Origin of the sequence: Streptomyces albireticuli (genome assembly GCF_021228125.1) — a bacterium.
Taxonomy (GTDB): Bacteria; Actinomycetota; Actinomycetes; order Streptomycetales; family Streptomycetaceae; genus Streptomyces; species Streptomyces albireticuli.
Genome location: NZ_JAJQQS010000015.1, coordinates 15,597 through 40,764, shown reverse-complemented (window position 1 = coordinate 40,764; position 25,168 = coordinate 15,597). Strand labels below are relative to the sequence as shown.

Here is a 25,168-nt window from a genome sequence, read left to right as displayed (position 1 = left end):
GGCTTTCCCCCCGCCCCTTCCCGCTGCGTCCGATATGCGGCTCCGCCGCGTGGCGGGGCTCCGCCCCGGGCCCCGGTCCTCAAGCTCCCCCAGCTACCGCTGGGGGTGCCCCCGGACGGGCTGGATTTTCCAGCCCGTCCGGCGCTTGAGGACATTCGGGAAGGGGCGGGTAGGGGAAAACACCCCCGTCGCGGGAACAATCGCGGTAGCCGACGGATCCCTTCACGAAAGGGTGTGCCATGCCCCGCAGCCCCCGCGCCTCGAACGACCTCGTCCACCACCCGGTCTTCTCCCGCGCCTACGCCGCCCTCAGCCCCCTCGTCGACGTCCGCGCCGGGGTCGCCGCCCACCGGCGGGAGTTGCTGGCCGGGCTGTCCGGCCGGGTGATCGAGATCGGTGCGGGCAACGGGCTGAACTTCGCGTACTACCCGGGGACCGTCTCCGAGGTGGTGGCGATCGAGCCCGAACGGCGGCTGCGGAGACTGGCCGTGGAGGCCGCGGTGCGGGCCGGTGTGCCGGTGGACGTGGTGCCGGGCGTGGCGGAGGCCCTGCCGGTGAAGAGCGAGGCGTTCGACGCGGCGGTGCTGTCGATGGTGCTGTGCTCGGTGCGGGACGTCCGGCGATCCCTCGCGGAGTTGCGACGGGTCGTCAAACCCGGTGGCGAGCTGCGCTTCTTCGAGCACGGGCGGGCGACGGGGCGGATACTGGCGACGGTGCAGCGCACCCTGGACGCCTCGGTGTGGCCGGCCCTGTTCGGCGGCTGTCACACGGCGCGGGACCCGCTGCGGTCGATTACCGCCGCCGGGTTCGAGACGGTGACGTACCGGCGGCTGCGGGTGCCGGAGAGCAGGGTGCCGCTGCCCGCGTCGGCGTTCGTGCTGGGCACGGCCCGCCGCCCGGCCGCCGGGCCCGAGGATCCCCGGTCGCCGTGAGCGGGCCCCGTGACTTCGGTCACGGCGTTTCCGGGCGAACAGCGGGAATACGGACCGGGAGCGCACGCCTCCGCGCGGGCCGGCGAACCGGAACGGCCTAACCGGAGAGACCCTCCGCTAAATTGGCCGCCTCACCGTCGATCTTGGGGGATCCGATGTCACGACCGTTCCGCTTCGCCGTCAACATGCTCACGCCCGGCTCCGCCGCCGAGTGGCGCGAGAAGTGCCGCAAGGCCGAGTCCCTCGGCTACGACGTGATCCTCGTGGCCGACCACCTCGGCATGCCGGCGCCCTTCCCCTCGCTGGTCGCCGCCGCCGAGGCCACCGAGCGTCCGCGCCTCGGCACCTTCGTGCTCAACGCCGGCCTGTGGAACCCGGCCCTGCTCGCCCGCGAGGTGGCGACCACGGACCAGCTCACCGGCGGCCGCCTGGAGCTCGGCCTCGGCACGGGCTATGTGAAGGAGGAGCACGACCGGGCGGGGCTGCCCTTCGGCTCGCCGCGCGAGCGGGTGGACCACCTGGAGCGCACGGTCACGGAGCTCGACCGCACCCTGGCCGACCCCGGGCACGTACCGGCGCCCGCGCAGGCGCCGCGCCCGCCGCTGCTGCTCGGCGGCAACGGCAAGCGCATGCTGCGGCTGGCCGCGCGGCACGCCGACATCACGGCGTTCAGCGGGGCCGGGTCCTCGGACTCGGGGGCGCTCAGCCTGCTGCGCCCGTCCGTCCTGGAGGAGCGGACGAACCTCTACAAGGGCTTCGCGGCCGGGCGCGCGACGCCCGCCGAGCTGAACATCCTGGTGCAGGTCGTGGCCACAGGCGCGGACCGCCGGGCCACGGCGCGCAAGCTCGCCGAGTACGGCCAGGACCTCACCGAGGACGAGCTCCTGGAGCACCCGGTGGTGCTGGCGGGCTCGGTGAAGGACATCGCCGACCAGGTGCGCGCCCACCGTGAGCGGTACGGCTTCACCTATCTGACCGTCCTGGAGCCGAACCTGGAGGTGTTCGCGCCGGTGATGGAGGAGCTGCGCGGCTCCTGACAGGGGCCTGCCGTCCCTGGGCGCGGAGCCGACGGCCCGCGCCCACCACGACCTGGCTTTTTGCTGGTCCTTTACCATGGGTGGCAGCCATTGCCGTTCGGTACCCCTGAGTACCCCCCGTTTGAAAGGTGTGAGCGTCCGCCCATGGGCGAGCCTCCCAGTAGCCGACACCGCGCGATCCTTCCGCCTCTGCCCGACCATGGGACGGAGGTGAACCGATGACCGAAGTGCTCCTCCTGGTGGCGGCCCTGGTACTGACCCTGGCCTGCGCCGTCTTCGTCGCGGCGGAGTTCTCGCTCACCACCGTCGAGCGCGGCGAGCTGGAGCGGGCCGCCGAGAACGGCGACCTCGGCGCGGAAAGCGCCCTCAAGGCCGTCCGCGGCCTCACCTTCCAGCTCTCCGGCGCCCAGCTGGGCATCACCGTCACCGGCCTGATCATCGGCATGATCTCCAAACCGTCCATCGCGGCCCTGCTCACCGGGCCCATGGAGGCGCTCGGCCTCGGCGCCTCGGCGGCGTCCTCCACCGCGCTGATCCTGGGCACCGTGCTGTCCACCGTCGTGCTGATGGTGATCGGCGAGCTGGTCCCCAAGAACTGGGCGATCTCGCGCCCGCTGCCGGTGGCGAAGAAGGTGTCCGGGGCGCAGCGCGCGTTCAGCGCCGCCTTCGGGCCGCTGATCCGGCACCTGAACAACACCGCGAACCGCACCCTGCACCGCATGGGCCTGGAGCCGGCCGAGGAGCTGGCCACCGCGCGCGGCCCGCAGGAGCTGGCCGCGCTCGCCCGGCACTCCGCCAAGGAGGGCACGCTGGAGGCGGACACCGCCGAGCTGTTCGTGCGCACCCTGAGCCTGGCCCGGCTGACGGCCGAGAACGTGATGACCCCGCGGGTCCAGGTCACGGCGCTGGACGCGCAGTCCACCGCCGAGGACGTCGCGAACGCCACGCGCGCGACCGGCCTGTCCCGCTTCCCGGTGTACCGCGGCAATCTGGACACCGTCATCGGCATCGCGCACATCAAGGACGTCCTGGCGATACCCGCCGAGCGGCGCCCGCACCACCCCGTCACCGCGATGCTGCGCGAGCCCTTGCTCGTACCGGAGTCGCTGACCGTGGACCGGCTGCTGGACCGGCTGTCCGGCCGGCGGACCATCGCCGTCGTGATCGACGAGTACGGCGGCACGGCCGGGGTCGTGACCCTGGAGGACATCGTGGAGGAGGTCGTCGGCGAGGTCCGCGACGAGCACGACCCCGACGAGCTGCCCGACCTGGCACCGGCCGGGACGGACGCCGGGGGCCGCGCGCTGTACGACGCGGACGGCGCGGCCCGCACCGACCAGCTGGAGATCATCGGCCTGCGCGCACCGCACGGGCCGTACGAGACGCTGGCCGGCCTGGTCGCCACCGAGCTCGGCCGGATCCCGGCCGAGGGCGACACCGTGGAGGTGGCGGGCTGGCGGATCGATGTCGTCGACGCCTCCGGCCGGCGCGCCGCGCGGGTACGGCTCACCGGTCCCCGCCCGGCGGGGACCGGCCCGGAGACGGGCACGGACGGCAAGGACACGACGGACGGGGAGGCCGGCCGATGACCCTCGTCCAGTTGCTCATCGGTCTGGCGACGCTCGTCGTCAACGCCTTCTTCGTGGGCGCCGAGTTCGCCATGATCTCGGTGCGCCGCAGTCAGATCGAGCCGTACGCCGACCAGGGCGACCGGCGGGCCCGCAGCGTGCTGTGGGGCCTGCGGCACGTCTCGGCGCTGATGGCCGCGGCCCAGCTCGGCATCACCCTGTGCACGCTGGTGCTCGGTGTGGTCGCCGAACCGGCCATCGCCCACCTGCTGACACCGGTCTTCGACGCGGTGGGAATGCCGGAGGGGCTGGTGCACCCGCTGTCGTTCGTGATCGCCCTGGCCGTGGCGACCTATCTGCACATGCTCTTCGGCGAGATGGTGCCGAAGAACATCGCGCTGGCCGAGCCGGTGCGCACCGCCCTGCTGCTCGGCCCGCCGCTGGCCACGCTGGCCCGGGCGCTGCGCCCGTTCGTCTTCGCCATCAACTCGCTGGCGAACGGGCTCCTGAAGCTGATGCGGGTGGAGCCGAAGGACGAGGTGTCCGCGACGTACTCGGACGATCAGCTGGCCCGGATCGTCGCCGACTCCAGCGCGGCGGGGCTGCTCGACGACCGGTCGACGGAGCGGCTGCGGGACGCCCTGGAGCTGGGCACCCGGCCGGTCAAGGACGTGGTGACGCCCGTCGAGCGGGTCGTCTCGGCCCGGCTCGGGGTCACCCCGGAGCAGTTGGAGCGGCTGTCCGCCGAGTCCGGCTTCTCCCGCTTCCCGGTCATCGACGGCGCGGGCCGGATCCTCGGCTATCTGCATGTGAAGGACGCGCTGGACGCCAAGCCGCGCGACCTGCCGTTCCCGCTCCAGCGGATGCGCCGGATCGCGACCGTGCGCGCGTCGACCCCGCTGGACGACGTGATCACGACGATGAGCGGCACGGGCACGCACCTCGCGGCGGTCATCGGCGAGGACAACCGCCTCGCGGGCCTGGTCACCCTGGAGGACGTGCTCCGGGAGCTGGTCGGGCGGCGCGTGCACGGGTGACCGGGGTCCATCCCGGGGCGCCTGCCTTCGGGTCGCCGGACGGCCGGATCCCGGCCCGTCCGGCGCCTGGGGGCGCCGAGCGGAGCGCGGCGGTTCCGGAGTAGGATCGCCGCGCCATGCAGATGAATGCCACGTACACCAGTTTTGTCGCGGTCGGTGACTCCTTCACCGAGGGCATGTCGGACGGCCTCCCGGACGGCTCCTACCGCGGCTGGGCCGACCTGCTCGCCGCGCGCCTGGCCGCCCGTACGCCCGGCTTCCGGTACGCGAACCTCGCGGTGCGCGGCAAGCTGATCGGGCAGATCGCGGACGAGCAGGCGCCGGCGGCCGCCGGGATGGGCGCCGACCTCGTCACCCTGGTCGGCGGGCTCAACGACGTGCTGCGCCCCAAGTGCGACGTGAACCTGGTGTGCGCCCGGCTGGAGGAGGCCGTCGGCCGGCTGGCGCCGCACTGCAAGCAGCTGGTGCTGATGCGCAGCCCGGGGCGCCAGGGGCCGGTGCTGGAGCGGTTCCGGCCCCGCATGGAGCAGTTGTTCGACTTCATCGAGGAGCTGGCAGGGCGGCACGACGCGCTGGTCGTGGACCTCTTCGGCGCCGCGGCGCTGGGCGACCCGCGGCTGTGGGACGAGGACCGGCTGCACCTGAACGCCGAGGGCCACCGCCGGGTGGCCGAGGCGGTGTGGCAGGCCCTCGGTTACGAGCCCGAGGAGGACTGGCGGCGGCCGCTGCCCCCGGCCGTGCGCCCGGGCTGGGTCAGCCGCCGCGCCTCCGACGCCCGCTTCGCGCGCGAGCACCTCGGGCCGTGGATCGGCCGCCGGCTCACGGGCCGCTCGTCGGGCGACGGCCGCCCGCCGAAGCGCGCCGAGCTGCTGCCCTACGACGCCTCCTGACCGCGCTTCGTAGCTACCTACGAACCGGGGCGCGGCGCGGACCTGCGCGAACCGCCAGTAGAATCCGGTCACTGTTCTACGGACAGAGTTATTCGTACAGGTCAGATGAGGTAAGGGCTCTGAGGTAAGAGATCAAATCTCACAAATTCTCACATCAGCCTTTTGATCTACGCCGTGGAACACGTCCAAGGCGTCGGCCGCGCCCCGCATGTCCTCCGGCTCGATGGACACGTACCTGCGCTTAGTGAAGGCCGCGTTCGTGTGGCCGGCCCACGCCGCGAGGATCACATCAGGCACACCGGCGAGCGCCAGCGCCTTCAGCACAGCGTGACGGGCGTCGTACAGGCGCACCTGCCGCAGACCCAGTCTCCGCATCAACCGGTAGGCGTACTCCCGCAGCTGCCGGGTGTTCAGCGGCAGGCCGAGTTCGTCGACGGTGACGTACCCCGTATCGGCGTACCCCTCGCCCGCGAGCTCCTTCTCCAGCAGCTGTAGCACCTGGAAAGCGCGCAGGGCCTCCCACGGGCCGCGAGGCAGCGGTAGCCCGCGCTCGCCGGCCGCAGTCTTGGTGTCCTTTTCCAGCACCAGGTGATTGCCCACCATGGTCCGCGTCAAGGTGATGGACAGCAGGCCGGCGTCGAGGTCGACGTCGAGCCAGCGCTGCCCGCAGACTTCCGCCGGCCGCATCCCCATCAAGGACAGCAGCAGCGGCGCGCACAGCCGGTCGTCGGCGATGCCGCGGATGAACGTCTGCACCTCGATCACGGTCCACGGCTTGGGCCGCTCCCGCTCCCGCTTGTCCGTCTTCCTGTCGGCGAGGGACACCGTGACGTACTGGGCAGGGTTCACCGGGATCAGCTTCCGCACGACCGCGCGCCCCAGGGCCTCCCTCAGCCGCGTCAGGATGCCGAGGACCGTCGACACGGCCAGCCGAGTACCGGGCAGACCGCCCTTGCGGCGCCCGGTCGCCACGAGCGCATCCAGGAAGTCCTGGACCTGGTCCTCCGTGAGTTCCTGTAGCCGCACATGCCCGAGGCGTTCGTCGACGTGCACCAGCGCCATGCGGTAGGTGCGGATGGTCGTCTCCTCGACGTCCCGGCGCTTATGCTCCAGCCACTGGTCGAGCCACTCCCCCAGCGTGATCTTGTTGGGGGCGATGAACGTCCCGGCCGACCGCTGATGCAAGATCCGGTCACGCTCGGCTCGGCACTCCTTCGCGGTGTCCCTCGTGACCGTGAGCTGGATCCGCTTGCCGTTCTCGTCACGGCCAGCCTCGACCATCAGGCGGTAGCGGATCTTCCCGCTCGACAGGATGATCCGCTTCGGCTCAGCCACCTCCACCTCGCGACTCCACGATGTACCCGGGGATCCGATCGTCTCCCCGAGCGGCGAACAGGCCGATGGGGCGAGCGTCGAGCAAGAACTGCTTGACCGCCCGATCCGCCTCCGCCTCGTCCTCCGGCAGGGTGATCGGCTCGGTGCACCACATCCACTGCCACGCAACAGCCGCCTCAACCGCTCCAACTGCGGTCACCTCGGCCGCCCCGCGGGCGTCCTGAGGCAGCAGAAGCGATGCGGGGGATACGCCGAGGATGACGGCAAGGGCGATCAAGTCGTCGACGTCAACGCGCCTTACCTGCTTCCGCGTGCCCGCCTCGGCGCCGTTCTCGATCTTGTTGATTGCGTCCGGGCTCAGGTTCCTGCCAGCTCGGGAGAGGGCTTCAGAGAGCGCCCTCAAGCTCATGCCTCGCGAGGTGCGGAGCCGCTTCACGTTCGCAGCCACAGCTCGACCGGTGGGGCCCAATTCGATTCGTCCCGTCGTCATGATCTCGATGTTACTCATCGCGATAATCTCGATGAGTAACGAGATCTTGCGGATACTTCAATCAAGCCTTACGCTCGCCATCATCACCGAGTATCACGCGATGATGCAAGCTATCATCGCGAAAATCTCGACAGGAGTGATGATGGACAAGATCGAATGGCTCACATCTCGCGAGGTCGCCACTCAGCTCAGGGTCCACCCGGGCACTCTCGCCAACTGGCGTCACCAGGGCATCGGCCCCCGCTACACAAAGCTCTCCACCGCCCCCAACTCCGCTGTCCGGTACCGCAGTGACCACGTCGAGTCGTACCTGCGCGAGCAGGAAAGGAGGGCGGCGGCATGAACAAGAGCACCAGGCCGACTCTCTCCGACGTCCGAAAGTGGCCCGCGACCATCAGCGTCGCTCAGGCCGCCAGTGCGATCGGATGCAGCAAGAGTCACCTGCACGAACGCATCAGGCGCGGGGACAGCCCCGTCAAGACCATCCCTCTTGGCTCCCGCCACGTCATCATCACCGCCGACCTGGCTCGGCTGCTCTCCGCTGAAGGCGACGCAGCCGGAGAGCCAGACGGCATCCGGGGGGCGGCGTGACGATCAACGCAAAGACCCGCCCGGGGCTAACGGGCGGGTCTCAGGAAGTCCTCGCGGCGGGCGAAGGGACTGCGGTCACCGTAGCGCAGGGCCACCCGCCGCGTGTAGACGGCCGGCTCGACACGTACCGCTCCCGCTCGCGGAAGTGGCACCGGCAGGTGAAGGTCGAGAAGTGCCCCGGATGCGGGCACCCGCACCTGCACCGCGTGCCCCTGCCGCTCGTCCGGAGCGTGCTCAAGACCGCGCCCTGCGGGCTCGTGTACGTCGTGGTCCTGCGGACGACGCCGGTGGTGATCGCTTGAGCGCGTACCGCCGGATCGCCGAAGCTCTCCAGGCGCACGGCAGCAACGGCCGGGGTACCGCCTGGCAGTGCCCCTCGCACGATGACCGCTCGCCCTCCCTGTCCGTCACCAACGGCAACAAGGGCGTGGTCATCAACTGCCACGCCGGATGCGCCACCGAGGACATCGTCTCCACCCTCGGGCTCTCCATGGCCGACCTCTTCGACGAGCCGCTCCCGACCCGGGAGCGGCCCCAGGCGGTGGCGGAGTATCCGTACTGCGACGAGCAGGGGCAGGTGCTCTACCGCGTGCGCCGGATCGAACCCGGCTACGACGGGGAGAAGAAGACCTTCCGCCAGTACCGGCCCGACGGCACCGCGGGCGTCAAGGGCATCCGGCGCGTCCTCTACCGGCTGCCCGAGGTCGTCGCCACGGTTCAGGCCGGCGGGCCGGTGTTTGTCGTCGAGGGCGAGAAGGACGCCGACAACCTCCGGGCCACCGGAGCCACCGCCACGTGCAACGTGGGCGGGGCCGGGAAGTGGCACGACGACTATGTCCGCCACCTCGTGGGCGCCTCGGAGATCGTTGTGATCGCCGACCGCGACGAGCCCGGTCGCAAGCACGCCGCAGCCGTCGCCGCCTCGGTACGAGGCGCGGGCGTCCCGGTCCGCGTCCTGGAACCGGCCGTGGGCAAGGACGTATCAGACCACCTCTCGGCCGGCCTCGGCTACGAAGACCTCGTTCCCCCGGAAGCGCATCCCGTAAATCCCAAAAACCGGGTGGCGTCCCAGGATCCGGACTCTGGGCAGGGTTCTGGGATTTCTGGGACGCGATCCGAGGAAACAGGGTGGGACGAGCCGATCCCCATCGACGCCCCGCCCATGCCCCGCTTCCCCACGGAAAGACTGGGGACCCTGGGCAAGTTCGTCACCGCCACCGCGGCCTCTCTCCAGACCCCCGAGGACCTGGTGGCGTTCGCCGCGCTGGCCAGCATCTCCACAGCCACTGGTGGGCGCGTGCGCGTGCAGGTCAAGCCGGACTGGCACGAGTCCACGGCGCTCTACCTCGTCGCCCTGGCTGACTCCTCGGAGAAGAAGACCCCGGCCCTGAACGCCGCCGCCGCTCCCCTGCGGGAGATGGAAGAGGGGCTGATGGAACAGGCCCGGCCAGAGGTGGAGGCCACGGCCCAGGAGATCCGCATCACGACGGCCCGCATGTCCAAGGCCGAGCAGGGCGCCACGTCCCCGGACGCTGCCAAGCGTGCCGAGGCCGAGGCGGACGCCGAGGCCATGCGGGCCCGGCTGCTGGAGCTGGGAGACGCACCGGAGCTTCCCCGGCTGCTGGTGCGGGACATCACCCTCGAAGCGCTCGCCAAGCGCATGTACGAGCAGGGTGGGCGCATCGGCTCCCTGGCCTCGGAGGGCGGCCTGTTCAAGGTGGCCGCCGGCCTGTACGGCAACAACGGCAAAGCCAACACAGACCTGCTCCTGGAGGCGTACACAGGCGGCCCGTACACGATCGACCGCACCGGCCGGGCCTCGGCCCGCATGGCCCACACCTTCCTCGCGCTCGGGCTCGTCGTCCAGCCGGGCATCGTCGCGGGCCTAGAGAAGCAGAACCCGGAGTTCCGGCAGTCCGGCCTCCTCGGACGCTTCCTGTACGCCAAGCCCAGCCCGACCGACGAGGACACGTTCGACTCCCCACCGGTCCCCCTGCCGGTCGCCGAGGACTACCGCGACCGGATCCGCCACCTGATCACACGCCTATGGATGGGCCCACCCACGGCCCCCGAGACCATGTACCTGTCGCCCGGGGCCCGGCAGACGTTCGGGGAGTTCTACAACTCCTTCGCACGCCGCCGGAAGCCCGGCGGGGACCTGTACGACCTGGCGGACTGGGCGGGCAAGCTCCGCGGCCAGCTCATCCGTATCGCCGCCTGCCTCACGCTCTACGAGGACCATGCGGCCCGGGAGATCAGCGAGGAGCGCATCCGAGACGCACTCGACATGGCCCCCTACCTGATCGCTCACGCCCGCGCCGTGTTCGACCTGATGGGCCGCAACCGCGAGGGCAAGCTCAAGCCCCTACGGGAACTGCTGACCTGGCTCGGCGCCCGTAAGGACCCCGGAGCGGACTTCTCCGCCCGGGACGCCTGGCAGGCCCTCAAGGGCCGCGAGTGGGCCGAGGACATGGACGCCATGAACGACGTCCTCCTCCAGCTCGAAGAACACGGCTGGATCGCCCTGATCCCACCCCCCGACAACACCGGCAAGCGCGGCCGCAAGCCGTCCCCGCGGTTCGCCGTGCACCCCAAGGTGAGCACCGTCGGCGGCCGAGGCGCGGGACGAGGAGACGAACAGGCATAGGGAGTCGCAATCACGAAAACGGACATCACGGACAGCGCCCCGGTCAGCCGGGAAGACGCGCGCTCAATTCGCCGATAAGGGGGCAACGGAGAGATGACCATGGCCGATGAGCAGGATCCGACCGTCGAGGCCGCGCCGGATTGGCACCGGCCGCGCGCGAGCACGGTCCCGGTGGAGCCGCCGAGGTGGGACGGCCAGCCGCAGGAGATGGCGACGGGCGATCCGCTGGACGTGCAGGACTGGGATGACCGGCTGTGGAGGCGAGTGTGATGGTCAAGGCGATCGACGGCCGGACGGCCGCGGGCGTCCGGCTGCTGACAGTCGTGGTGGAACACGCGGAGGCGTCGGCGATGCCGTCGGGCCGGTGGCTGACGGAGGCGTCGGAGGGCCGTCTGATGGACGTCGAGGGCAGTGTCTGGTTCGTCGTGGAGGACGGCCTGGAGGTGCAGCGCCTGCGCATGCTGTCCTGCCCGTGCTCCTGCGCCGAGTTGACGGTCTACCAGGACGGCCGCGAGATCAGCCGCACTGTCGGCGCTGCGGCGTAGACTGATATCAGGTTGATCGACGGCCAGCAGTAGGGACCGCGAGCAGCTGCTCCGTGAGCGACGGAGGCAAGGGGCACGGCGGCGGCCACCGGTATCCAGTCCGGCCGCCAAGTCGCCGGCCCCGCGCCGACCCCCGCGGGCAGTGCCGCCAGCCCTGGTGTCCGCCCAGTTCGGCACCGCCCGGATCAGACCGAGCCCCCGCCCAGCGTTGCACGCGGCCGGCGCCCTGGGTGATGCGGGAAGCGATCACTACTTCCCGAAGGACAATCATGAACACCGAGACCATGCGCGAGCAGGCGGTCACCCATCTCAAGGCCGCTCAGGCCATCTTCGCGAAGGCCGACGAGGAGGGCCGGGACGTCACGCCAGGCGAAGTCGCCGAGGCGCAGCGCCTGGCTGCCCTCGCCAAGGAATGCAAGGCTCAGTGGGAGAAGGGGCAGGGGAAGGACTCCGTCCGGGGTGTGCTGCGGTCCCTCGGCGACGCCATCAGCGGCGAGCCGCGGGCGGCGAAGTCGCAGCTTCACCCGCGGGTGAAGGCGGCGGGCGGCTCCGAGTGGGGCGCCCAGGTCATGACGGCCACGGCGGATCACTTCGGCCAGTACAAGGGCATCCTCGCGTCTGGGTCAGTCCCGGTGTCGGTGCCGCTAGACCCGGAGCCGGTCCGCACCGACGTCCCCGTGCTGTCCCTGCGGCAGCTGATCCCGGCCGTGCAGAACAGCACGGGCCGCTTCTCGTACCTGCGGCAGACGACGCGCACGAACAACGCGGACGTCGTCGCCCCCGGGGCGAAGAAGCCCACGTCGGTGTACACGCTGACGCGGTTCGACGACCGCACGCGGGTGATCGCGCACCTGTCGGAGCCGATCAGCCGGCAGGATCTCGACGACGCGCCGATGCTGCGCACGTTCATCGACCAGGAGATGCGGCTGGGCCTGGAGCTCGCCCTGGAGGACGAGATCGTCAACGGTGACGGCACGGGCGAGCACATGACCGGGATCGCGAACGTGTCCGGCTCGCAGTCGCAGGCGTTCGCCACGGACATCCTGACGACCGCCCGGAAGGCGATCACGAAGCTGGAGCAGTTCGGCTACCTCGACGGCGCCGGCTGGGTGGTCAACCCGGCGGACTGGGAGACGTTCGAGCTGACGCAGGACAACGAGGCCCGGTTCTACTACGGCGGCCCGGTGGCCGCGGTGAACGCCTCCTCCCGCCGTCTGTGGGGCGTGCCCGTGGTCACCTCCACGGCCGTCACGGCGGGCACCGCGTACCTGGCGGACTTCGCCCGCGCCACGCGGCTGCAGGTCCGCCAGGAGGGTCTCCTGGACTGGTCGGAGAACATGTACGACCCCAACGCCCTGGGGACCGGGGTCGGTGCCTCGGACTTCGAGCGGAACATGCTGCGCTTCCGCTTCGAGGGCCGGTTCGGTCTGGAGATCCTGCGCCCGTCGGCGATCGTCGAGGTCGACCTGACCGCGTGACGTGGTGAAGCCCCCGGATCAGGCTTGCGAGCAATCCGGGGGCAGCCAGGCTACTTCGCAATCTTTCGCAATCCTCCTGCGCAGACCGTGAGCCACAGACGATTCTGAGGGCTCTGATCGACCACGCTGAGAGGAAGCCACTCATGGCCCTGGAGTTCATCGGTACGACGTCCAAAGACGGCGACTGCCCGACCCTCTATCGGGACACCGAGACCGGCAACTACGTCGTCCAAGGCGACCGGCTCACCGACCCTGAGCACCTCGCGCAGCTGCGCGACGTCAAGAAGTCCGAGACGTTCGTGGTCATCCCGGCCGATCTGCTCACGCGCTTCGCGCCCAAGGAGTAGGCGGCGTGCCCAACCTGATCAGCGGGCCGGGCATCACGGAGTTCTTCCGTGACGGCTTCCAACACACGGCGTGGCGTTGGGAGACGCGGCGGGCATACGGAGTGGCCCACGAGACCGAGGATCTCCAGCGCTTCCTGCGCGGCGAGCCACCGGTACCAGGGCCGGCGAGACCATGGCTGCTCACCATGGCCTCGCTGGAGGAGGAGGGGAAACGTGTTGAACGCGTCCGCGTGATCGATGAGCCGCCCACGGACTACCAGCGGTGGCTCCTGGAGGACGTGGCGGACAGCGTCGCCGCCGGCGAGGACATCCGGTACCTGCCCCGGGCCGAAGCCGAGCGGCTCGAAGTGCCGATGCGGGACTTCTGGTTGTTCGACTCCCGGATGATCGGGCTGTTCCACTTCGACGGGGACCGGTCTCTCGGCATGGAACTGACGGACGACCCGGCTGCCGTGCTCCAGGGCTGCCAGATCCGTGACGCCGCATGGCACTACGCATGCCCTGCCCACGAGCTGACAGGGCCGGTACGTTCCTCCATGTGAGCAACGATTTCCAGCAGGCCCGGGTAACCCTCGGTGCGCGTATGCGCGAACTGCGCACCGAGGCGGGCCTGAACGGGAAGGAGGCCGCGGACGCGCTGAGCTGGGCGCCATCCAAGGTCTCCCGCCTGGAGAACGGCAAGCAGACGCCCACGGCCGCGGACCTCGACGCGTGGGCCGTCGCCTGCGGGCAGCCTGAGACCGCCGGGGAGCTGAAGGGCCGGCTGCGGGGGCTGGAGACGCGCTACCGGACGTGGCGGCGGCAACTGGCCGGCGGACACCGGCCACGCCAGGAAGCCGGAATCGAGCAGACCCAGCGGACCGGCGTCACGCGCTCCTTCGAGGCGGGCATCGTGCCGGGCATCCTCCAGACCGCCGACTACGCCCGGCACGTCCTCACCCGGTACGGCCAGTTACGGAGCACGCCCCGGGACGTCGAACCCGCGGTGAACGCCCGCATGCAGCGCCAGGCGGCCCTGTACGAGGCGGGCAAGCGCTTCGACCTCGTGGTCTGGGAAGCGGCCCTGTATGTCCTGCTGTGCCCGCGCGAAGTGATGGCCGCCCAGCTCGACCGGCTCATCTCCGTCGCCGGGCTGAGCAACGTCACCCTCGGCATCATCCCGCTCGGCGCCCAGATGAACGTCGCCCCCGGAGACGGCTTCTCGGTCTACGACGAACGCCTGGTGATCTCCGAGACCTGGACTGTGGAGATGTGGCTTGACGATCCGGACGAGATCGCCATGTTCCTGAAGATCTGGGAGACCCTGCGCGAAAGCGCCGTCTACGACCACCAGGCGCACCGCCTCCTCGCCCGCGCCCGAGCAGCCCTGGACCTGAGTTAGCAATCCCGTGAAAGCCGGACCACCGGCTTCGCAATACCGCGCAATCGCAGCACGGGGTCGCAAACATTGCTCGTACGGTCCCGGCCATGAGAACGCCCGTCACTTCCGTGCCTCGCCGTACCCGCCCGCCGTGGTTACCCGCCGAGAGGGTCATCGACGCCGTCGGCGCCGGCCGCTGGTGGGACGCCATCGCCGTCGACGGGCCCCTCGGCTACGCCACCGCGGCCCGCCTCAAGCAGATCACCGACGGGCACACCGGGCCGATCATCTGCGATCCCCAGGGTCCCGAGCCCCGCCTGTACTTTCTCGTCCCCGCTGGCACCGCCGACCGCTGGGCCGAACCGGACACCACGCCGTTAGGGCAGTGCTGCTACGTCGGCGTCAACGGCACCCTCGACGCCGACACGGTCGGCCTCCACTGGATCACCCCGCCCCGCTGCTCACGCCCCGAACCCCTCGTCCGCCCGCAGCAACTGCGCAGCGCACTCGGCACCGCGCGGGGCATCTCGTGAGCGAGCACCCCGGGACGACGTGGCTCGCATCCTGCTCCCCGAGCCCGGACACGGTCCGCCGAGCCTGGCAGGCCGGGGAACTCGCCGCGGTCGCCGGCACCGGGTGGAGGGCCGTGGAAGCCCCGCTCATCCGGTCCATCGACGCCATGCAGATCCTGCGCCGGTCCGGGAAGCTGGGCCCCGTCCTGGCCTACGCCGAGGTATCGGTGGTCTGGTGGCTCGTGGGAGACGGGGCGGAGGAGCAACTCGCCGACCTGCCGATGCTGATCGTGCGCCCACCGCGGTGGCCCCTGCCGTGTCCGCCTGCCAACGAGTACATACACAGCCGGATCTGGCTGGAGAAGCCTGACGAGTCCGGCCGCCTCACCGACCCGATAGACCTGGGTGCCGCGTTCAGCCACGGACGCAGGCTCGCCGGAGGGATTTACGGGTGACGCCCTCGCAGGCCACCCGCCTGGCCATGGACCGGGAGACGTTACGGGAGGCGCGTGCGGCCGACCTGGCGGCCATGGAACCGGTGGCCCTAGTGCTCCTCGTCGAGCGGCTTCGCGGCGCGCTGGACGATGCCGTACGGCTCGGGGACGAACTGACCGAATGACCCACCGAGACCGGCGTGCCCTGGGCCCGTCCCGCCCCCCAGGCGGCGGCGCGGGGCACGCCCCCTGCTGCCCGTGGACGGCGCGTTCGTGCGAGGGGCGCCGGCACCCGTCCCGATGGCGGGCACGGGCACAAGGACGGCCCCCGGGGTGGCGTTGCGCGCATCCGCACCCTGGGGGCCGTCGCGTTGCTCGTCGGGAAAGGTGTGGTGTGCATGTGACGACGAGGTTTTCAGATCTGAAAACCTGCGAGACAGAGCCTGAAGAGCCAGACGGGACGTGGGGAAACTCCACACGTCCCGCAGCGGGCGCACCAGGCGACGGAATAGGCCGAGGAAGGGGTACTCACCAGCGAGTACCCATCGGTCCAAGGGTGGGCACTGATGCCCACCCTGGCGGTATGGGTACGCACCAGTCCCGACCCCTGGTGATCGTGGTGGCTCCCCTCCGCGAAGATCCGAGAACGCAGATGCCCCCCGCTCCCAAGGCGTCCGGGAGCGGGGGGCATCTGTTCGTCATCGGTCTGCGGATCGGCGTCGGCTCACCGCCGGAAGAGACGTCGAACCGAGGTAGCTATGCCGGTAGTCGAGTCGGGTACGCGGGTAGTTGACGGGTAGTCGTCGCAGGTCACAGGTGGACTACCTACCGAACTACCCTCCTCGGGGGCCTCCATGGAGGAGGCGAGGGGAGAGCGGTCCTGTGGACCCCGACGGAGGTGTCCCCGGCCACCTTGATGGAGTCCTTCACGGGCACCCCCAGCGCGGTGCACAGGGCCCGTGCTTCGGGCACTCCCCAGTCGGCCGGGGCGCCAGCCTCGTGGCGGTCGGCGACGACGGTCCGCAGGAGCACCCCGTTCCGGTCACCGATCAGCGCCCGGAGACGGGCCAGGAACTCGGCCGGTTCGAGGGGATCGGCGGACGCCGCAACGGGCTCCTCGCCGTCCGGTTCCTCGTCCGCCTCGGCAGCTGGGACGACAGCCTCGTCCACCTCGTCCTCGGGCTCTGCGGCGAGCGGGGGCGACTGCATCCAGGCCACCCCGAGCCACGCGAGGTACACACCGCCGGCCACGATGGGGGAGGACCCCGTCAGCCGGAAGGCGGTGCCGACGCCGATCACGAGCGCGAGGGCGCGCCAGACCTTGCTGGCTCCCTCGCCCGCCATGCACCAGGCACAGACACGGCCGATCGTGCGGTAGGTCAGGGCCCACGACCCGCGGACGAGATTGAGCGCGACGGCTTTCACGAGGCGAACCCCACGGCGAACTCGCCGAGGCTTCCCGCGATCATCGCCCAGCCGCCACCCGCGTTCGCGAAGACGGTAGCCATGGCCAGGCCGTTGATCCCAGCGGTGCGGGGCTTGAGCTTGACCAGGTAGGCGATCAGGACGAGTACCAGGGCAACTGCACCAGGCTGGACGTCGCCGAGCGGGCCCGTGCCGTTGCCGACGTGGAGGGCATGCAGGGCACCAAGGGTGAGGTCATTGGGCATGCCCCAGACGTGGCCGGCTGCGGTGAATACCGTGCCGGCGGCGAGGCCGCAGGTGACGGCCTGGACCTTGTTGAACCGGTGCTCGGCCTTGTCGCGGGTGCCGAGGATCAGGGCGGTGGTCAGGACTCCGGCGACGCCGCCGGTGCCGAGGCTGCCGAGGATCTCCGCGCCCGTGCTGGCGGCGGCGAGGGTGATGTCGTCGTGCATCGTGTTCCTCCGGTCAGAAGCGGGCGTCGGGGGTGTACAGGGCGAGGGCGAGGACGGCGGTGGCGAGGGGGATGCGGGCGAGCCAGCCCAGGAGCCGCATGGCGATGTGGTTGTTGGGGCCGCGCCAGTTGTGGGAGCGGATCTCCGCGAGGGCGGCGACGGCGATCACGCCGCAGCCGACGTAGACCCCGTTGGGCGTGTCGTGCTGGCCGTAGAAGATGAGGGAGTCGTGGACCCACGGGCCGATGCCGAGCCACCACCCGGTCCCGGCCGCCGAGCCGTTGTAGGCGAGGAGTTCGAGCTGACGCCGACGCTTCGGGTCATCGGTGACCGTGTCCAGCACGGCACGGATAGGGCTGCGAGGGGCCCGCTGCTCGCGCGGCTGCTCCGGCTCTTCCAGTTCCTCCTCCGGCTCCTCCTCGGGCTCGTTGGCCTCGGGGTCCGGCTCGGGCTCGTCGTCCTCGGCCGCGGGCTCCTCCTCCGGGTACGCCTCCGAGTCCTGGTCCGCTTCGGGCTCCGGCAACGCGGGCTTCGGGCTCCACCAGTCCGGCAGACGAGGGGCCACCGGTCGCGACGGGCGCGGCGCCTCGTCGGCGTACAGGTCGTCCCACCAGTCCGGTGCCGGGGCTCCGATCGTCGGCGGGTGCGCGGGCGGGGGCGGAATCAGTTGCTCGGTCATGGGGTTCCCCAGTGGAAGAGCGCGGCGACGTAGGCCACGGCGAGCGTGATCAACGTGGTGGTGGCGAGCACCGGGCGCAGGGCCCGCGGGGCGACGAGGAGGGAGGTCACGCCGCCCTCTCAAGCTCGGTCTTGATCCGGGCCGCTCGGGCCTGGCCGATGCCGTAGCGGGTCTTCAGGCCGCGGATGGACGGCACGTTCCCGGCCGCGAGGATGGCGGCGAAGTCTTCCCGGGCCTGAGGAGTCAGGGTGTCCTCGGCGGGCGGGGGCGGACTATCGTCGACGGGCCCCTCGATGGGGTCGGGCCCGTCCCCTTCCTGCCCCTCAGGTACGGGCGGGATGATCGGGTCGGGTACGTACTCGGCGTGTACTTCGAGGCGGGTACGCGCGGCCTCGGCGGCGACCGTGCCAGGCTCCGGCTGTCCAGCCGGGCGGGCCACGATCGGCAGCAGCCGGACGCGGGCGGGTACGGCCCGGGGTACAGGCGGGCCAGGGTGCTTGTCCGTCTCCGCGCGGTCCTGCCGGTGGTCCTCGGGCGCGGTCAGCTTCGGCGGCTCCTGGACGGCGCGTGCGGGAAGCTCCGGGTACATCTCGGGCGCGGGGATAGGCGCGGATACGCGCTCGACTTCCACTTCCCCGGCCTCGGGTACGGGCGGGGCCTGCCAGGGGGAGGGCAGGGCAATGGAGGCGAGTTGGCTGGCGTGCCGGTACGCGCCGATCCGCTCCAGGAGTACGGTCCGCTGCTCCGGGAGTACGCCCGCGTCCGTGCGGTCGACGGCGACGGCCAGGCGGCGGCGGGCCCGGCGGATGCGGCACGGCCAGGCGCCGGCGTCCTTGAGATCGGCGAGACGGGCGGCGCGCACGGTGGCGGCGCGCGTCCACCGGTCCCGGGTGATCTGCTCGGCGTCCCGGCCGCGCTGCGCGAGGCCGAGGCAGGACACGAGCCGTTCCCGCGCCTCCCGGGCGAGCATGGCGGGGAAGGACTGGGAATCGGCTCCCGTGCGGTGCCGCAGCTCGATCCCCATTGCGAGGTGCCACAGCAGGGCGGACATCACCGGGCCGACGAACGCGCGGACGGTACCGGCCACGATGCCGGACTCGGAGTACGCCGGGATCACCTGTACCCCGGTGACGATCCACACCAGGACGCCGGGCGTACCCGGGGCGCCGTCCGTGCGGAGGTTCTGGCGTGCCATGAACGCCATGGCGAACAGGCCGAGCTCGGCGGCGGCGAACATCATCGCCCGCTCACCGGTCGAGGTCATGCCGAGGTGGTCGCCGGCGAAGTTCCACGAGGTGTCGGCGGAGTACGCCGTACACACCACCGCGCCGATCGCGGCGACGACGACCGCAGCGGGAACACGGCCGACCGTCTCGCGGGCCTGGCGGGTTCGGTAGATGGCGGCGAGGAGTACGGCGGCGAGTACGCCGAGGACGGTGAGCAGGTACGGGGAGGCACTCGCCCAGAAGGCGGGTACGTCAACAGCCATGAGTGCTCCGTGAAGTACGGGAAGAGGAGCCCCGCCCGGGGCGCAGCAGCCAGAACGGGCGGGGCTGCGCTGGATTCAGCGGGTGGGGCCGCCGGAGCGGCACACGGGATAGCGGGTGGCCATCAGGAGCGCACCCCGCTTCCCCGGCACGTCTTGCAGGTGCGCCAGGTGCGGAGCACGACACCCTTGCGGGTGGTCTCCTCCACCCGGCCCCCCTCGCCGTCGCAGGCCGGGCACGGGGGCTTGCCGGTCATCCGGGCACCTCCCCGGCGGCGAGGAGCGCGGACAACTGACGGGCCAGGGAGCGCAGTTTGGCGGCGTGGTCGACGAGCGCGACGGCCAGGGCGTCCAGGCCCTCCGCGTCGAGGGTCAGCCAGTCGCCGCCCATGTCCACCGCGACGGCCGGGGCGGGGTCCCGGGTCTCGGCGAACGGGTAGGCCACGAGGCTGGCGGCGAGGATCCCGAACCCGTGGAAGCCGATGGCGGTCTCGGGGCCCTGGTGGGCGATGTCGACGCGGTGGCCGCCCTCGGGGTGGTGGCCGAGGCACCAGGCCGGTTCGGCCAGAGTGACCAGGCCCGCGCCGAGGGTGCGCACGGTGACCGTGGTGGCGCCCATCAGGTGCCAGCCCTCACCGGCTCGCGGTCCATCTCGCCGTTCTCGGCCCGCACCTGCTGAAGCAGCCGGAGCGCTTCGGTGAGCGGCACCTGGGCGGTGTCGAGGACGAACCGGGTCCGCCCGTCCGCGCCGGTGGTGAGGCGGATCGGCTCCCCGGCGGGCAGCTTCGCCAGGACCAGGACACCGCCGACGGTGATCACGGCGCCAACCGGGCGGCCGTGACGGCGGCCCAGCTCGGCGCGGAGGACGGCCTCCGCCATGGCGCGGGGGGTCTGGGCGGGGTCGTACGCGGCGCGGACCACGTTCTGGTGCTCGGAGAAGACGACGTAGATGTTCGCGTCGAGGTCCGCTTCCTCCAGGACGACCGGGGCGGTCGTGCCCGCCACGGCGGGCTCGACGCGAACGGGGGTGCCGACGGTCTCGGTCCGCTTGCCCTTGGGCGAACGGGCCGTGGCCTTCACACGCGGGGACCGCTCGGCGAAAGGCGTGGGAATGGGTACAGTCGTGCTCATGGTGAGACTCCCTTTGCGGAGGGTTCTGACCTAGGCCCCGGACTGGTGCGGACACACCGGTCACGGGGCTGCTGACTTTCCGGGGAAGCCCCGGTGTCATGACACCTACGCTAGCCCTGGTGTCATGACACCGCAAGGGCTAACCTCAGGACATGCCGAACGTGGAGAAGACCCCCCGCCAGACGGTCCGGGTCGACAAGGATCTGTGGGACAAGGCGGGCCAGGCCGTCGGCACACGGAAGCGCGGAGAAGTGATTCGGGACTTCCTGCGCTGGCTTACGCACGAGATCGACGAGCTGCCGCAAAGACCTCCGCGCCCGGCTGCCGCTGAGCCTCCAAAGAGACAGCCAGCTACCGAGTGACCTGACCTCGGCTGCCTGAGCCCCCGCCTGGGCGGGGGTTCAGACGTCTCACATCCGTCTCACAGACCCGACCGCGCATCGGCGGTCGGGGTCCTTTGACCTGCCGCTCAGCCCCCGCCGTGGACGGAACCGACACGCCATGGACGGCGGGTAAACTCCGGTCACGTGACTGCTGCGTCTTTGAAGCCCCGCATCCCGAACGTCCTCGCCGGCCGCTACGCCTCCACCGAGCTGGCCGTCCTCTGGTCCCCCGAGTACAAGGTCAAGCTGGAGCGCAAGCTGTGGCTCGCCGTGCTCCGCGCCCAGAAGGACCTGGGGATCGAGGTGCCGGACGCCGCCCTCGCCGATTACGAGCGGGTCCTGGACCAGGTGGACCTGGCCTCGATCGCCGAGCGCGAGAAGGTCACGCGCCACGACGTGAAGGCCCGGATCGAGGAGTTCAACGCCCTCGCCGGCCATGAGCACGTCCACAAGGGCATGACCTCCCGCGACCTCACCGAGAACGTCGAGCAGCTCCAGATCCGCCTCTCGCTGGAGCTCGTGCGCGACCGCGCCGTCGCCGTCCTGGCCCGGGTGGCCCGGCTCGCCGGTGAGCACGCGGAGCTGGTCATGGCGGGCCGCTCGCACAACGTGGCCGCGCAGGCCACCACGCTCGGCAAGCGCTTCGCCACCACGGCCGACGAGCTGCTGGTCGCCTTCGGCCGGGTGGAGGAGCTGCTCGCCCGCTACCCGCTGCGCGGGATCAAGGGCCCGGTCGGCACCGCCCAGGACATGCTCGACCTGCTCGGCGGCGACGCCGCGAAGCTGGACGAGCTGGAGGGCCGGATCGCCGCGCACCTGGGCTTCGCGCACGCCTTCACCTCGGTCGGCCAGGTCTACCCGCGCTCGCTGGACTACGACGTGGTGACCGCGCTGGTGCAGCTGGCGGCCGCGCCGTCCTCGCTGGCCAAGACGATCCGTCTGATGGCCGGGCACGAGCTGGTGACCGAGGGCTTCAAGCCGGGCCAGGTCGGCTCGTCCGCGATGCCGCACAAGATGAACACCCGCTCCTGCGAGCGCGTCAACGGCCTGATGGTCATCCTGCGCGGCTACGCCTCGATGACCGGCGAGCTGGCGGGCGACCAGTGGAACGAGGGTGACGTCTCCTGCTCCGTGGTGCGCCGCGTGGCCCTGCCGGACGCCTTCTTCGCGCTCGACGGCCTGATGGAGACCTTCCTCACCGTCCTCGACGAGTTCGGCGCCTTCCCGGCGGTCGTCGCCCGTGAGCTGGACCGCTACCTCCCCTTCCTCGCCACCACCAAGGTGCTGATGGGCGCGGTGCGCGCGGGTGTCGGACGGGAGGTCGCCCACGAGGCGATCAAGGAGCACGCGGTGGCGTCCGCGCTGGCGATGCGCGAGCAGGGCGCCGAGCGCAACGAGCTCCTCGACAAGCTCGCCGACGACGAGCGCATCCCGCTGGACCGGGCCGGCCTGGACGCCCTGATGGCCGACAAGCTGTCCTTCACCGGTGCCGCCGCCGCGCAGGTCGGCCAGGTCGTCTCCCGCGTCGAGGAGATCACCAAGCGGTACCCGGAGGCGGCCGGCTACGCCCCGGGGTCGATCCTCTGACACCCGCGGAGCACGGCTCCCCGTGAACGGCCGAGGGGCCGGTGGACATCTCCACCGGCCCCTCGGCCGTACCGGCGTCCGCCCGGCCCGCGCGCGCCGCACCCCTTGACCGCTATGTCTGGAATGTAGCGTTCTGCGTGCCTCATCGGACGTCCGACGCTAGGGAGCCGACCGTGCTCAAGGGTTTCAAGAACTTCGTCATGCGCGGTGACATCGTCACCGTGGCCGTCGGTCTGATCATCGCCTTGGCGTTCAGCACCCTCATCAAGGCGTTCACCGACTTCGTGGTCAACCCGGTCATCACCCGCCTCCAGGGCGGCCGTTCGATGGGCCTGGGCTGGCAGCTCGGGCGGCCCGGGAACAGGTCGACCTATCTCGACCTGGGGTCGTTCCTCTCGGCGGTGATCTACTTCCTGATCTTCATGGCCGTCGTCTACTTCTTCATCGTCGTGCCCTACAAGCACGTACAGGCCCGGCGCGGCCAGGTCGTCTTCGACGAGCCCGGCCCCCTCAAGACCTGCCCGGCCTGTCTGTCCGAGGACCTGCCCGAGGCCGCCTCCAAGTGTCTGCACTGCGCCTCGGAGCAGCCGCCGGTGAGCCCGGCGCGGCCCGCGTAGGAGCGGGCCCCGGGGCCGGGATCCGCCCGATCACGGGACGCACGGCCTCACGTATCCTCGGGACGACCGTCTTCCCGAGGAGCCAGGAGGGGCCGCCCCGTGATCGGTGACGTGATCGCCGAGGACCTCCGGGTCCTGTTCTGCGGCATCAACCCCGGACTGATGTCCGAGGCCACCGGCCACCACTTCGCCCGCCCCGGCAACCGCTTCTGGCCCGTCCTGCACCTCTCCGGCTTCACCCCGCGCCGGCTCGCCCCCGCCGAGCAGGAGGAGCTGCTGGAATACGGTCTCGGCATCACCAACGTGGTGGCGCGCCCCTCCGCGCGCGCCGACGAACTGAGCCGCGAGGAGTACCGCGAGGGCGGCGTGATCCTCAGCGAGAAGGTCACCCGGCTGCGCCCGCGCTGGCTGGCCGTCGTCGGTGTCACGGCCTACCGCGCCGCCTTCGACGACAGGCGCGCCGCGATCGGCCGGCAGGAGCGGACGATCGGTGACACCAGGATCTGGGTGCTGCCCAACCCCAGCGGACTCAACGCCTCCTGGTCACTGCCGAGGATGACCGAGGAGTACGAGCGGCTGCGCGCCGCCGCCGACGGCGAGGACTGAACCCGGACCGGGCCGGATCCGGTCGGACCGGACGGACCGTACGGACCGGACGGGCTCAGGCGTCGCGGCGGCATATCGCCCACCAGCCGGCGCCGGCCGCCGCGGCCGCCCACAGCGCCGTCACCCCCAGCCCCGTCCACGCGCCGAGCAGCCCCTCGGGCGCGGCGTGCAGGATCTGCTGACCCGCCCGGTCGGGGAGGAACTGCGCGACCCTGCCGACCGCCGAGCCTGAGTCACCGCCGAGCACCGGGGACAGGAAGCAGACGACCGGGACGAGCAGGCCGATGGTGCCGACCGGGCTGCGCAGGACGGCCGCCGCCCCGGCGGACAGGGCCGCCAGCAGCGCCAGGTGCAGACCGCAGCCGAGCACCGCGCGCAGTACGCCCGGGGCGCCGGGGCCGACGCCCCGGTCGCCGAGCACCCCCTGGCCCACGAAGAAGGCGCACACCCCCGCGAACAGCCCGGCGGCGAGCACGAGTCCGGCGGTGACGGCCAGCTTGGCCCCGTAGAGCAGGCCGCGGCGGGGCACCGCGGTGAGCGAGACGCCGATGGAGCCGCGGCCGTACTCCCCGGCCACCATCAGGGCGCCGAAGCAGACGGCGGCGATCCGGCCGAAGGAGATGCCGAAGAAGGACGCGAAGAGCGGTTCGAATCCGGGGTCGTCGCCGTCCCGCTGGAGCGCGCAGACGAGGACCGAGACGCCCGCGGTGGCCACGAAGGCGCTCACGAGGGCGAGGACGAGGGCCCGGACGGAGCGGAACTTGGTCCACTCGGAGCGGAGTACGGCGGTGAAGGACATGGTTCAGGACCTCTCGTCGGCGGTGTACTCGACGGCCCCGGCCGTGAGTTCGAGGTAGGCGCGCTCCAGGGAGCCGTGGCTCCCGACGAAGCCGGCCAGCGGTCCGTCCGCGAGCAGCCGGCCGCGGCCGAGGACGAGCACGTGGTCGGCGGTCTGTGCCGTCTCGGCCATCAGGTGGCTGGAGACGAGGACGGTCCGGCCCTCCGCCGCGAGGCGCCGCATCAGTTCCCGGACCCAGATGATGCCTTCCGGGTCCAGGCCGTTGGTGGGCTCGTCCAGCATCAGGACGGGCGGGTCGCCGAGCAGGGCGGCGGCGATCCCGAGCCGCTGGCGCATGCCGAGGGAGAAGGTCCGTACACGCCGCCGGGCGGCCTTCGTCAGCCCGGTCTCCGCGAGGACCTCGTCGACACGGCGGACGCCCAGCCGGTTGCTGTGGGCGAGGGCGAGCAGATGGTCCCGGGCGGTGCGGGCGGGGTGGGCCGCTCCCGCGTCGAGGAGCGCGCCGACGTGCCGCAGCGGTTCGTCGAGGGAGGCGTACGGGCGGCCCCCCACGGTCGCGGTGCCCGAGCTCGGCCGGTCGAGGCCGAGGACGAGGCGCATGGTGGTGGACTTGCCGGCGCCGTTGGGGCCGAGGAAGCCCGTCACCCGGCCGGGTTCGACGGTGCAGGTGAGGCCGTCCACGGCACGGACCCGGCCGTAGCGTTTGGTGAGGCGGACGAGGTCGATCGAGTTCATGCCCCCAGGCTGGCGCCGCGGAGGTGCCCCCGGCCTCCCTCCCGGGCGGGTACCTCCTCCCCCAC

Annotated in this window: 31 protein-coding genes and 1 pseudogene; 21 read left to right on the top strand and 11 right to left on the bottom strand. The window is 71.4% G+C overall.

Annotated features, from left to right (window positions below):
* Window positions 1-239: 239 nt before the first annotated feature.
* The 5 genes from LUZ64_RS25080 to LUZ64_RS25060 all read left to right on the top strand — a co-directional run bounded on the left by LUZ64_RS25080 (window position 240) and on the right by LUZ64_RS25060 (window position 5,464).
* Entirely contained in the window at window positions 240-932 is a 693-nt protein-coding gene (locus LUZ64_RS25080; RefSeq protein WP_095584850.1) for a class I SAM-dependent methyltransferase, read from the top strand.
* A 155-nt stretch (window positions 933-1,087) separates the two neighbouring features.
* Window positions 1,088-1,969: an LLM class F420-dependent oxidoreductase gene (locus tag LUZ64_RS25075; protein WP_095584849.1), complete on the top strand. Its 882-nt coding sequence runs from the start codon at window positions 1,088-1,090 to the stop codon at window positions 1,967-1,969.
* A gap of 218 nt (window positions 1,970-2,187) precedes the next feature.
* On the top strand, window positions 2,188-3,558 hold the full coding sequence (locus tag LUZ64_RS25070) for a hemolysin family protein (protein WP_095584848.1): 1,371 nt from the start codon (window positions 2,188-2,190) through the stop codon (window positions 3,556-3,558).
* Entirely contained in the window at window positions 3,555-4,574 is a 1,020-nt protein-coding gene (locus tag LUZ64_RS25065; RefSeq protein ID WP_095584847.1) for a hemolysin family protein, read from the top strand. Before LUZ64_RS25070 ends, LUZ64_RS25065 begins: the two co-directional genes overlap by 4 nt.
* Window positions 4,575-4,690: 116 nt before the next feature.
* Window positions 4,691-5,464 (top strand): SGNH/GDSL hydrolase family protein, encoded by a 774-nt coding sequence (locus LUZ64_RS25060; RefSeq protein ID WP_095584846.1) that lies wholly within the window; start codon window positions 4,691-4,693, stop codon window positions 5,462-5,464.
* A gap of 132 nt (window positions 5,465-5,596) precedes the next feature.
* Here LUZ64_RS25060 and LUZ64_RS25055 read toward each other — a convergent pair whose 3' ends face one another.
* Window positions 5,597-6,799 carry a site-specific integrase gene (locus tag LUZ64_RS25055; RefSeq protein WP_095584864.1) on the bottom strand — a complete coding sequence of 401 codons (1,203 nt, stop codon included), beginning with the start codon at window positions 6,797-6,799 and terminating at the stop codon, window positions 5,597-5,599.
* Entirely contained in the window at window positions 6,792-7,307 is a 516-nt protein-coding gene (locus LUZ64_RS25050) for a helix-turn-helix domain-containing protein (protein WP_211305184.1), read from the bottom strand. The genes LUZ64_RS25055 and LUZ64_RS25050 overlap by 8 nt, the downstream gene beginning before the upstream one ends.
* A 13-nt stretch (window positions 7,308-7,320) precedes the next feature.
* Here LUZ64_RS25050 and LUZ64_RS25045 point away from each other — a divergent pair, with 13 nt between their 5' ends.
* The 13 genes from LUZ64_RS25045 to LUZ64_RS24985 all read left to right on the top strand — a co-directional run bounded on the left by LUZ64_RS25045 (window position 7,321) and on the right by LUZ64_RS24985 (window position 15,388).
* Window positions 7,321-7,632 carry a helix-turn-helix transcriptional regulator gene (locus LUZ64_RS25045; RefSeq protein WP_211305183.1) on the top strand — a complete coding sequence of 104 codons (312 nt, stop codon included), beginning with the start codon at window positions 7,321-7,323 and terminating at the stop codon, window positions 7,630-7,632.
* Window positions 7,629-7,880: a hypothetical protein gene (locus tag LUZ64_RS25040; protein WP_095584844.1), complete on the top strand. Its 252-nt coding sequence runs from the start codon at window positions 7,629-7,631 to the stop codon at window positions 7,878-7,880. The genes LUZ64_RS25045 and LUZ64_RS25040 overlap by 4 nt, the downstream gene beginning before the upstream one ends.
* 158 nt (window positions 7,881-8,038) lie before the next feature.
* Entirely contained in the window at window positions 8,039-8,182 is a 144-nt protein-coding gene (locus LUZ64_RS25035) for a hypothetical protein (protein ID WP_232398789.1), read from the top strand.
* The gene (locus LUZ64_RS25030; RefSeq protein ID WP_232390569.1) at window positions 8,179-10,527 is read left to right on the top strand and encodes a DUF3987 domain-containing protein; all 2,349 of its coding nucleotides are present in this window, start codon (window positions 8,179-8,181) and stop codon (window positions 10,525-10,527) included. The genes LUZ64_RS25035 and LUZ64_RS25030 overlap by 4 nt, the downstream gene beginning before the upstream one ends.
* 99 nt (window positions 10,528-10,626) lie before the next feature.
* On the top strand, window positions 10,627-10,797 hold the full coding sequence (locus tag LUZ64_RS25025; RefSeq protein ID WP_170116955.1) for a hypothetical protein: 171 nt from the start codon (window positions 10,627-10,629) through the stop codon (window positions 10,795-10,797).
* On the top strand, window positions 10,797-11,072 hold the full coding sequence (locus LUZ64_RS25020; protein ID WP_095584842.1) for a hypothetical protein: 276 nt from the start codon (window positions 10,797-10,799) through the stop codon (window positions 11,070-11,072). The genes LUZ64_RS25025 and LUZ64_RS25020 overlap by 1 nt, the downstream gene beginning before the upstream one ends.
* A 269-nt stretch (window positions 11,073-11,341) precedes the next feature.
* Window positions 11,342-12,550 (top strand): phage major capsid protein, encoded by a 1,209-nt coding sequence (locus LUZ64_RS25015; protein ID WP_170116954.1) that lies wholly within the window; start codon window positions 11,342-11,344, stop codon window positions 12,548-12,550.
* 143 nt (window positions 12,551-12,693) lie between these two features.
* Window positions 12,694-12,897 carry a hypothetical protein gene (locus LUZ64_RS25010; RefSeq protein ID WP_095584840.1) on the top strand — a complete coding sequence of 68 codons (204 nt, stop codon included), beginning with the start codon at window positions 12,694-12,696 and terminating at the stop codon, window positions 12,895-12,897.
* Window positions 12,898-12,902: 5 nt separating this feature from the next.
* Window positions 12,903-13,439, top strand: coding sequence for a DUF6879 family protein (locus tag LUZ64_RS25005; protein ID WP_095584839.1), 537 nt, complete (start codon window positions 12,903-12,905; stop codon window positions 13,437-13,439).
* Complete coding sequence (locus tag LUZ64_RS25000) at window positions 13,436-14,278, top strand: helix-turn-helix domain-containing protein (RefSeq protein WP_095584838.1); 843 nt, start codon at window positions 13,436-13,438, stop codon at window positions 14,276-14,278. The genes LUZ64_RS25005 and LUZ64_RS25000 overlap by 4 nt, the downstream gene beginning before the upstream one ends.
* Window positions 14,279-14,364: 86 nt before the next feature.
* A complete protein-coding gene (locus LUZ64_RS24995) occupies window positions 14,365-14,790 on the top strand; it encodes a hypothetical protein (protein WP_143593456.1) in 426 nt (141 codons plus the stop codon).
* Window positions 14,787-15,224 (top strand): hypothetical protein, encoded by a 438-nt coding sequence (locus LUZ64_RS24990; RefSeq protein ID WP_095584836.1) that lies wholly within the window; start codon window positions 14,787-14,789, stop codon window positions 15,222-15,224. Before LUZ64_RS24995 ends, LUZ64_RS24990 begins: the two co-directional genes overlap by 4 nt.
* Complete coding sequence (locus tag LUZ64_RS24985; protein ID WP_170116953.1) at window positions 15,221-15,388, top strand: hypothetical protein; 168 nt, start codon at window positions 15,221-15,223, stop codon at window positions 15,386-15,388. Before LUZ64_RS24990 ends, LUZ64_RS24985 begins: the two co-directional genes overlap by 4 nt.
* 640 nt (window positions 15,389-16,028) lie before the next feature.
* On the opposite strand, the gene LUZ64_RS24980 is transcribed toward LUZ64_RS24985, so the two are convergent.
* The 7 genes from LUZ64_RS24980 to LUZ64_RS24955 all read right to left on the bottom strand — a co-directional run bounded on the left by LUZ64_RS24980 (window position 16,029) and on the right by LUZ64_RS24955 (window position 20,376).
* Entirely contained in the window at window positions 16,029-16,628 is a 600-nt protein-coding gene (locus LUZ64_RS24980) for a hypothetical protein (RefSeq protein ID WP_095584835.1), read from the bottom strand.
* Window positions 16,625-17,080: a hypothetical protein gene (locus tag LUZ64_RS24975; RefSeq protein WP_095584834.1), complete on the bottom strand. Its 456-nt coding sequence runs from the start codon at window positions 17,078-17,080 to the stop codon at window positions 16,625-16,627. Before LUZ64_RS24975 ends, LUZ64_RS24980 begins: the two co-directional genes overlap by 4 nt.
* 13 nt (window positions 17,081-17,093) lie before the next feature.
* Complete coding sequence (locus tag LUZ64_RS24970) at window positions 17,094-17,759, bottom strand: hypothetical protein (protein ID WP_095584833.1); 666 nt, start codon at window positions 17,757-17,759, stop codon at window positions 17,094-17,096.
* A 106-nt stretch (window positions 17,760-17,865) separates the two neighbouring features.
* The gene (locus LUZ64_RS24965; protein WP_095584832.1) at window positions 17,866-19,248 is read right to left on the bottom strand and encodes a serine/threonine-protein kinase; all 1,383 of its coding nucleotides are present in this window, start codon (window positions 19,246-19,248) and stop codon (window positions 17,866-17,868) included.
* 122 nt (window positions 19,249-19,370) lie between these two features.
* Window positions 19,371-19,502 carry a hypothetical protein gene (locus LUZ64_RS37250; protein WP_267897239.1) on the bottom strand — a complete coding sequence of 44 codons (132 nt, stop codon included), beginning with the start codon at window positions 19,500-19,502 and terminating at the stop codon, window positions 19,371-19,373.
* Window positions 19,499-19,864, bottom strand: coding sequence for a DUF6907 domain-containing protein (locus LUZ64_RS24960; protein WP_095584831.1), 366 nt, complete (start codon window positions 19,862-19,864; stop codon window positions 19,499-19,501). The genes LUZ64_RS37250 and LUZ64_RS24960 overlap by 4 nt, the downstream gene beginning before the upstream one ends.
* Window positions 19,864-20,376, bottom strand: a complete 513-nt coding sequence (locus LUZ64_RS24955; protein WP_143593455.1) for a hypothetical protein — start codon at window positions 20,374-20,376, stop codon at window positions 19,864-19,866. Before LUZ64_RS24955 ends, LUZ64_RS24960 begins: the two co-directional genes overlap by 1 nt.
* 527 nt (window positions 20,377-20,903) lie before the next feature.
* Here LUZ64_RS24955 and purB point away from each other — a divergent pair.
* From purB to mug, 3 genes are all read left to right on the top strand, one after another.
* On the top strand, window positions 20,904-22,346 hold the full coding sequence (gene purB, locus LUZ64_RS24950) for an adenylosuccinate lyase (protein WP_095584829.1): 1,443 nt from the start codon (window positions 20,904-20,906) through the stop codon (window positions 22,344-22,346).
* Window positions 22,347-22,519: 173 nt separating this feature from the next.
* Window positions 22,520-22,963: a large conductance mechanosensitive channel protein MscL gene (locus LUZ64_RS24945; RefSeq protein ID WP_095584828.1), complete on the top strand. Its 444-nt coding sequence runs from the start codon at window positions 22,520-22,522 to the stop codon at window positions 22,961-22,963.
* A gap of 102 nt (window positions 22,964-23,065) precedes the next feature.
* Entirely contained in the window at window positions 23,066-23,569 is a 504-nt protein-coding gene (gene mug / locus LUZ64_RS24940; RefSeq protein ID WP_232390571.1) for a G/U mismatch-specific DNA glycosylase, read from the top strand.
* A gap of 55 nt (window positions 23,570-23,624) precedes the next feature.
* Here the strand turns inward: mug and LUZ64_RS24935 are convergent, their stop codons facing one another.
* Complete coding sequence (locus tag LUZ64_RS24935; protein WP_095584827.1) at window positions 23,625-24,368, bottom strand: ABC-2 transporter permease family protein; 744 nt, start codon at window positions 24,366-24,368, stop codon at window positions 23,625-23,627.
* Window positions 24,369-24,452: 84 nt separating this feature from the next.
* A pseudogene (locus tag LUZ64_RS24930) lies at window positions 24,453-25,103 on the bottom strand (ABC transporter ATP-binding protein); the annotation flags it as partial.
* Between the last annotated feature and the right edge of the window lie 65 nt (window positions 25,104-25,168).

What these genes read in the sequence shown, in the direction of transcription:
- LUZ64_RS25080 (WP_095584850.1), top strand. Translation starts at nt 240, where the DNA reads ATGCCCCGCAGCCCCCGCGCCTCGAACGACCTCGTCCACCACCCGGTC.
- LUZ64_RS25075 (WP_095584849.1), top strand. Translation starts at nt 1,088, where the DNA reads ATGTCACGACCGTTCCGCTTCGCCGTCAACATGCTCACGCCCGGCTCC.
- LUZ64_RS25070 (WP_095584848.1), top strand. Translation starts at nt 2,188, where the DNA reads ATGACCGAAGTGCTCCTCCTGGTGGCGGCCCTGGTACTGACCCTGGCC.
- LUZ64_RS25065 (WP_095584847.1), top strand. Translation starts at nt 3,555, where the DNA reads ATGACCCTCGTCCAGTTGCTCATCGGTCTGGCGACGCTCGTCGTCAAC.
- LUZ64_RS25060 (WP_095584846.1), top strand. Translation starts at nt 4,691, where the DNA reads ATGCAGATGAATGCCACGTACACCAGTTTTGTCGCGGTCGGTGACTCC.
- LUZ64_RS25050 (WP_211305184.1), bottom strand. Translation starts at nt 7,307, where the DNA reads ATGAGTAACATCGAGATCATGACGACGGGACGAATCGAATTGGGCCCC.
- LUZ64_RS25045 (WP_211305183.1), top strand. Translation starts at nt 7,321, where the DNA reads ATGAGTAACGAGATCTTGCGGATACTTCAATCAAGCCTTACGCTCGCC.
- LUZ64_RS25040 (WP_095584844.1), top strand. Translation starts at nt 7,629, where the DNA reads ATGAACAAGAGCACCAGGCCGACTCTCTCCGACGTCCGAAAGTGGCCC.
- LUZ64_RS25025 (WP_170116955.1), top strand. Translation starts at nt 10,627, where the DNA reads ATGGCCGATGAGCAGGATCCGACCGTCGAGGCCGCGCCGGATTGGCAC.
- LUZ64_RS25020 (WP_095584842.1), top strand. Translation starts at nt 10,797, where the DNA reads ATGGTCAAGGCGATCGACGGCCGGACGGCCGCGGGCGTCCGGCTGCTG.
- LUZ64_RS25015 (WP_170116954.1), top strand. Translation starts at nt 11,342, where the DNA reads ATGAACACCGAGACCATGCGCGAGCAGGCGGTCACCCATCTCAAGGCC.
- LUZ64_RS25010 (WP_095584840.1), top strand. Translation starts at nt 12,694, where the DNA reads ATGGCCCTGGAGTTCATCGGTACGACGTCCAAAGACGGCGACTGCCCG.
- LUZ64_RS24995 (WP_143593456.1), top strand. Translation starts at nt 14,365, where the DNA reads ATGAGAACGCCCGTCACTTCCGTGCCTCGCCGTACCCGCCCGCCGTGG.
- LUZ64_RS24975 (WP_095584834.1), bottom strand. Translation starts at nt 17,080, where the DNA reads ATGCACGACGACATCACCCTCGCCGCCGCCAGCACGGGCGCGGAGATC.
- LUZ64_RS24970 (WP_095584833.1), bottom strand. Translation starts at nt 17,759, where the DNA reads ATGACCGAGCAACTGATTCCGCCCCCGCCCGCGCACCCGCCGACGATC.
- LUZ64_RS24965 (WP_095584832.1), bottom strand. Translation starts at nt 19,248, where the DNA reads ATGGCTGTTGACGTACCCGCCTTCTGGGCGAGTGCCTCCCCGTACCTG.
- LUZ64_RS37250 (WP_267897239.1), bottom strand. Translation starts at nt 19,502, where the DNA reads ATGACCGGCAAGCCCCCGTGCCCGGCCTGCGACGGCGAGGGGGGCCGG.
- LUZ64_RS24960 (WP_095584831.1), bottom strand. Translation starts at nt 19,864, where the DNA reads ATGGGCGCCACCACGGTCACCGTGCGCACCCTCGGCGCGGGCCTGGTC.
- LUZ64_RS24955 (WP_143593455.1), bottom strand. Translation starts at nt 20,376, where the DNA reads ATGAGCACGACTGTACCCATTCCCACGCCTTTCGCCGAGCGGTCCCCG.
- LUZ64_RS24935 (WP_095584827.1), bottom strand. Translation starts at nt 24,368, where the DNA reads ATGTCCTTCACCGCCGTACTCCGCTCCGAGTGGACCAAGTTCCGCTCC.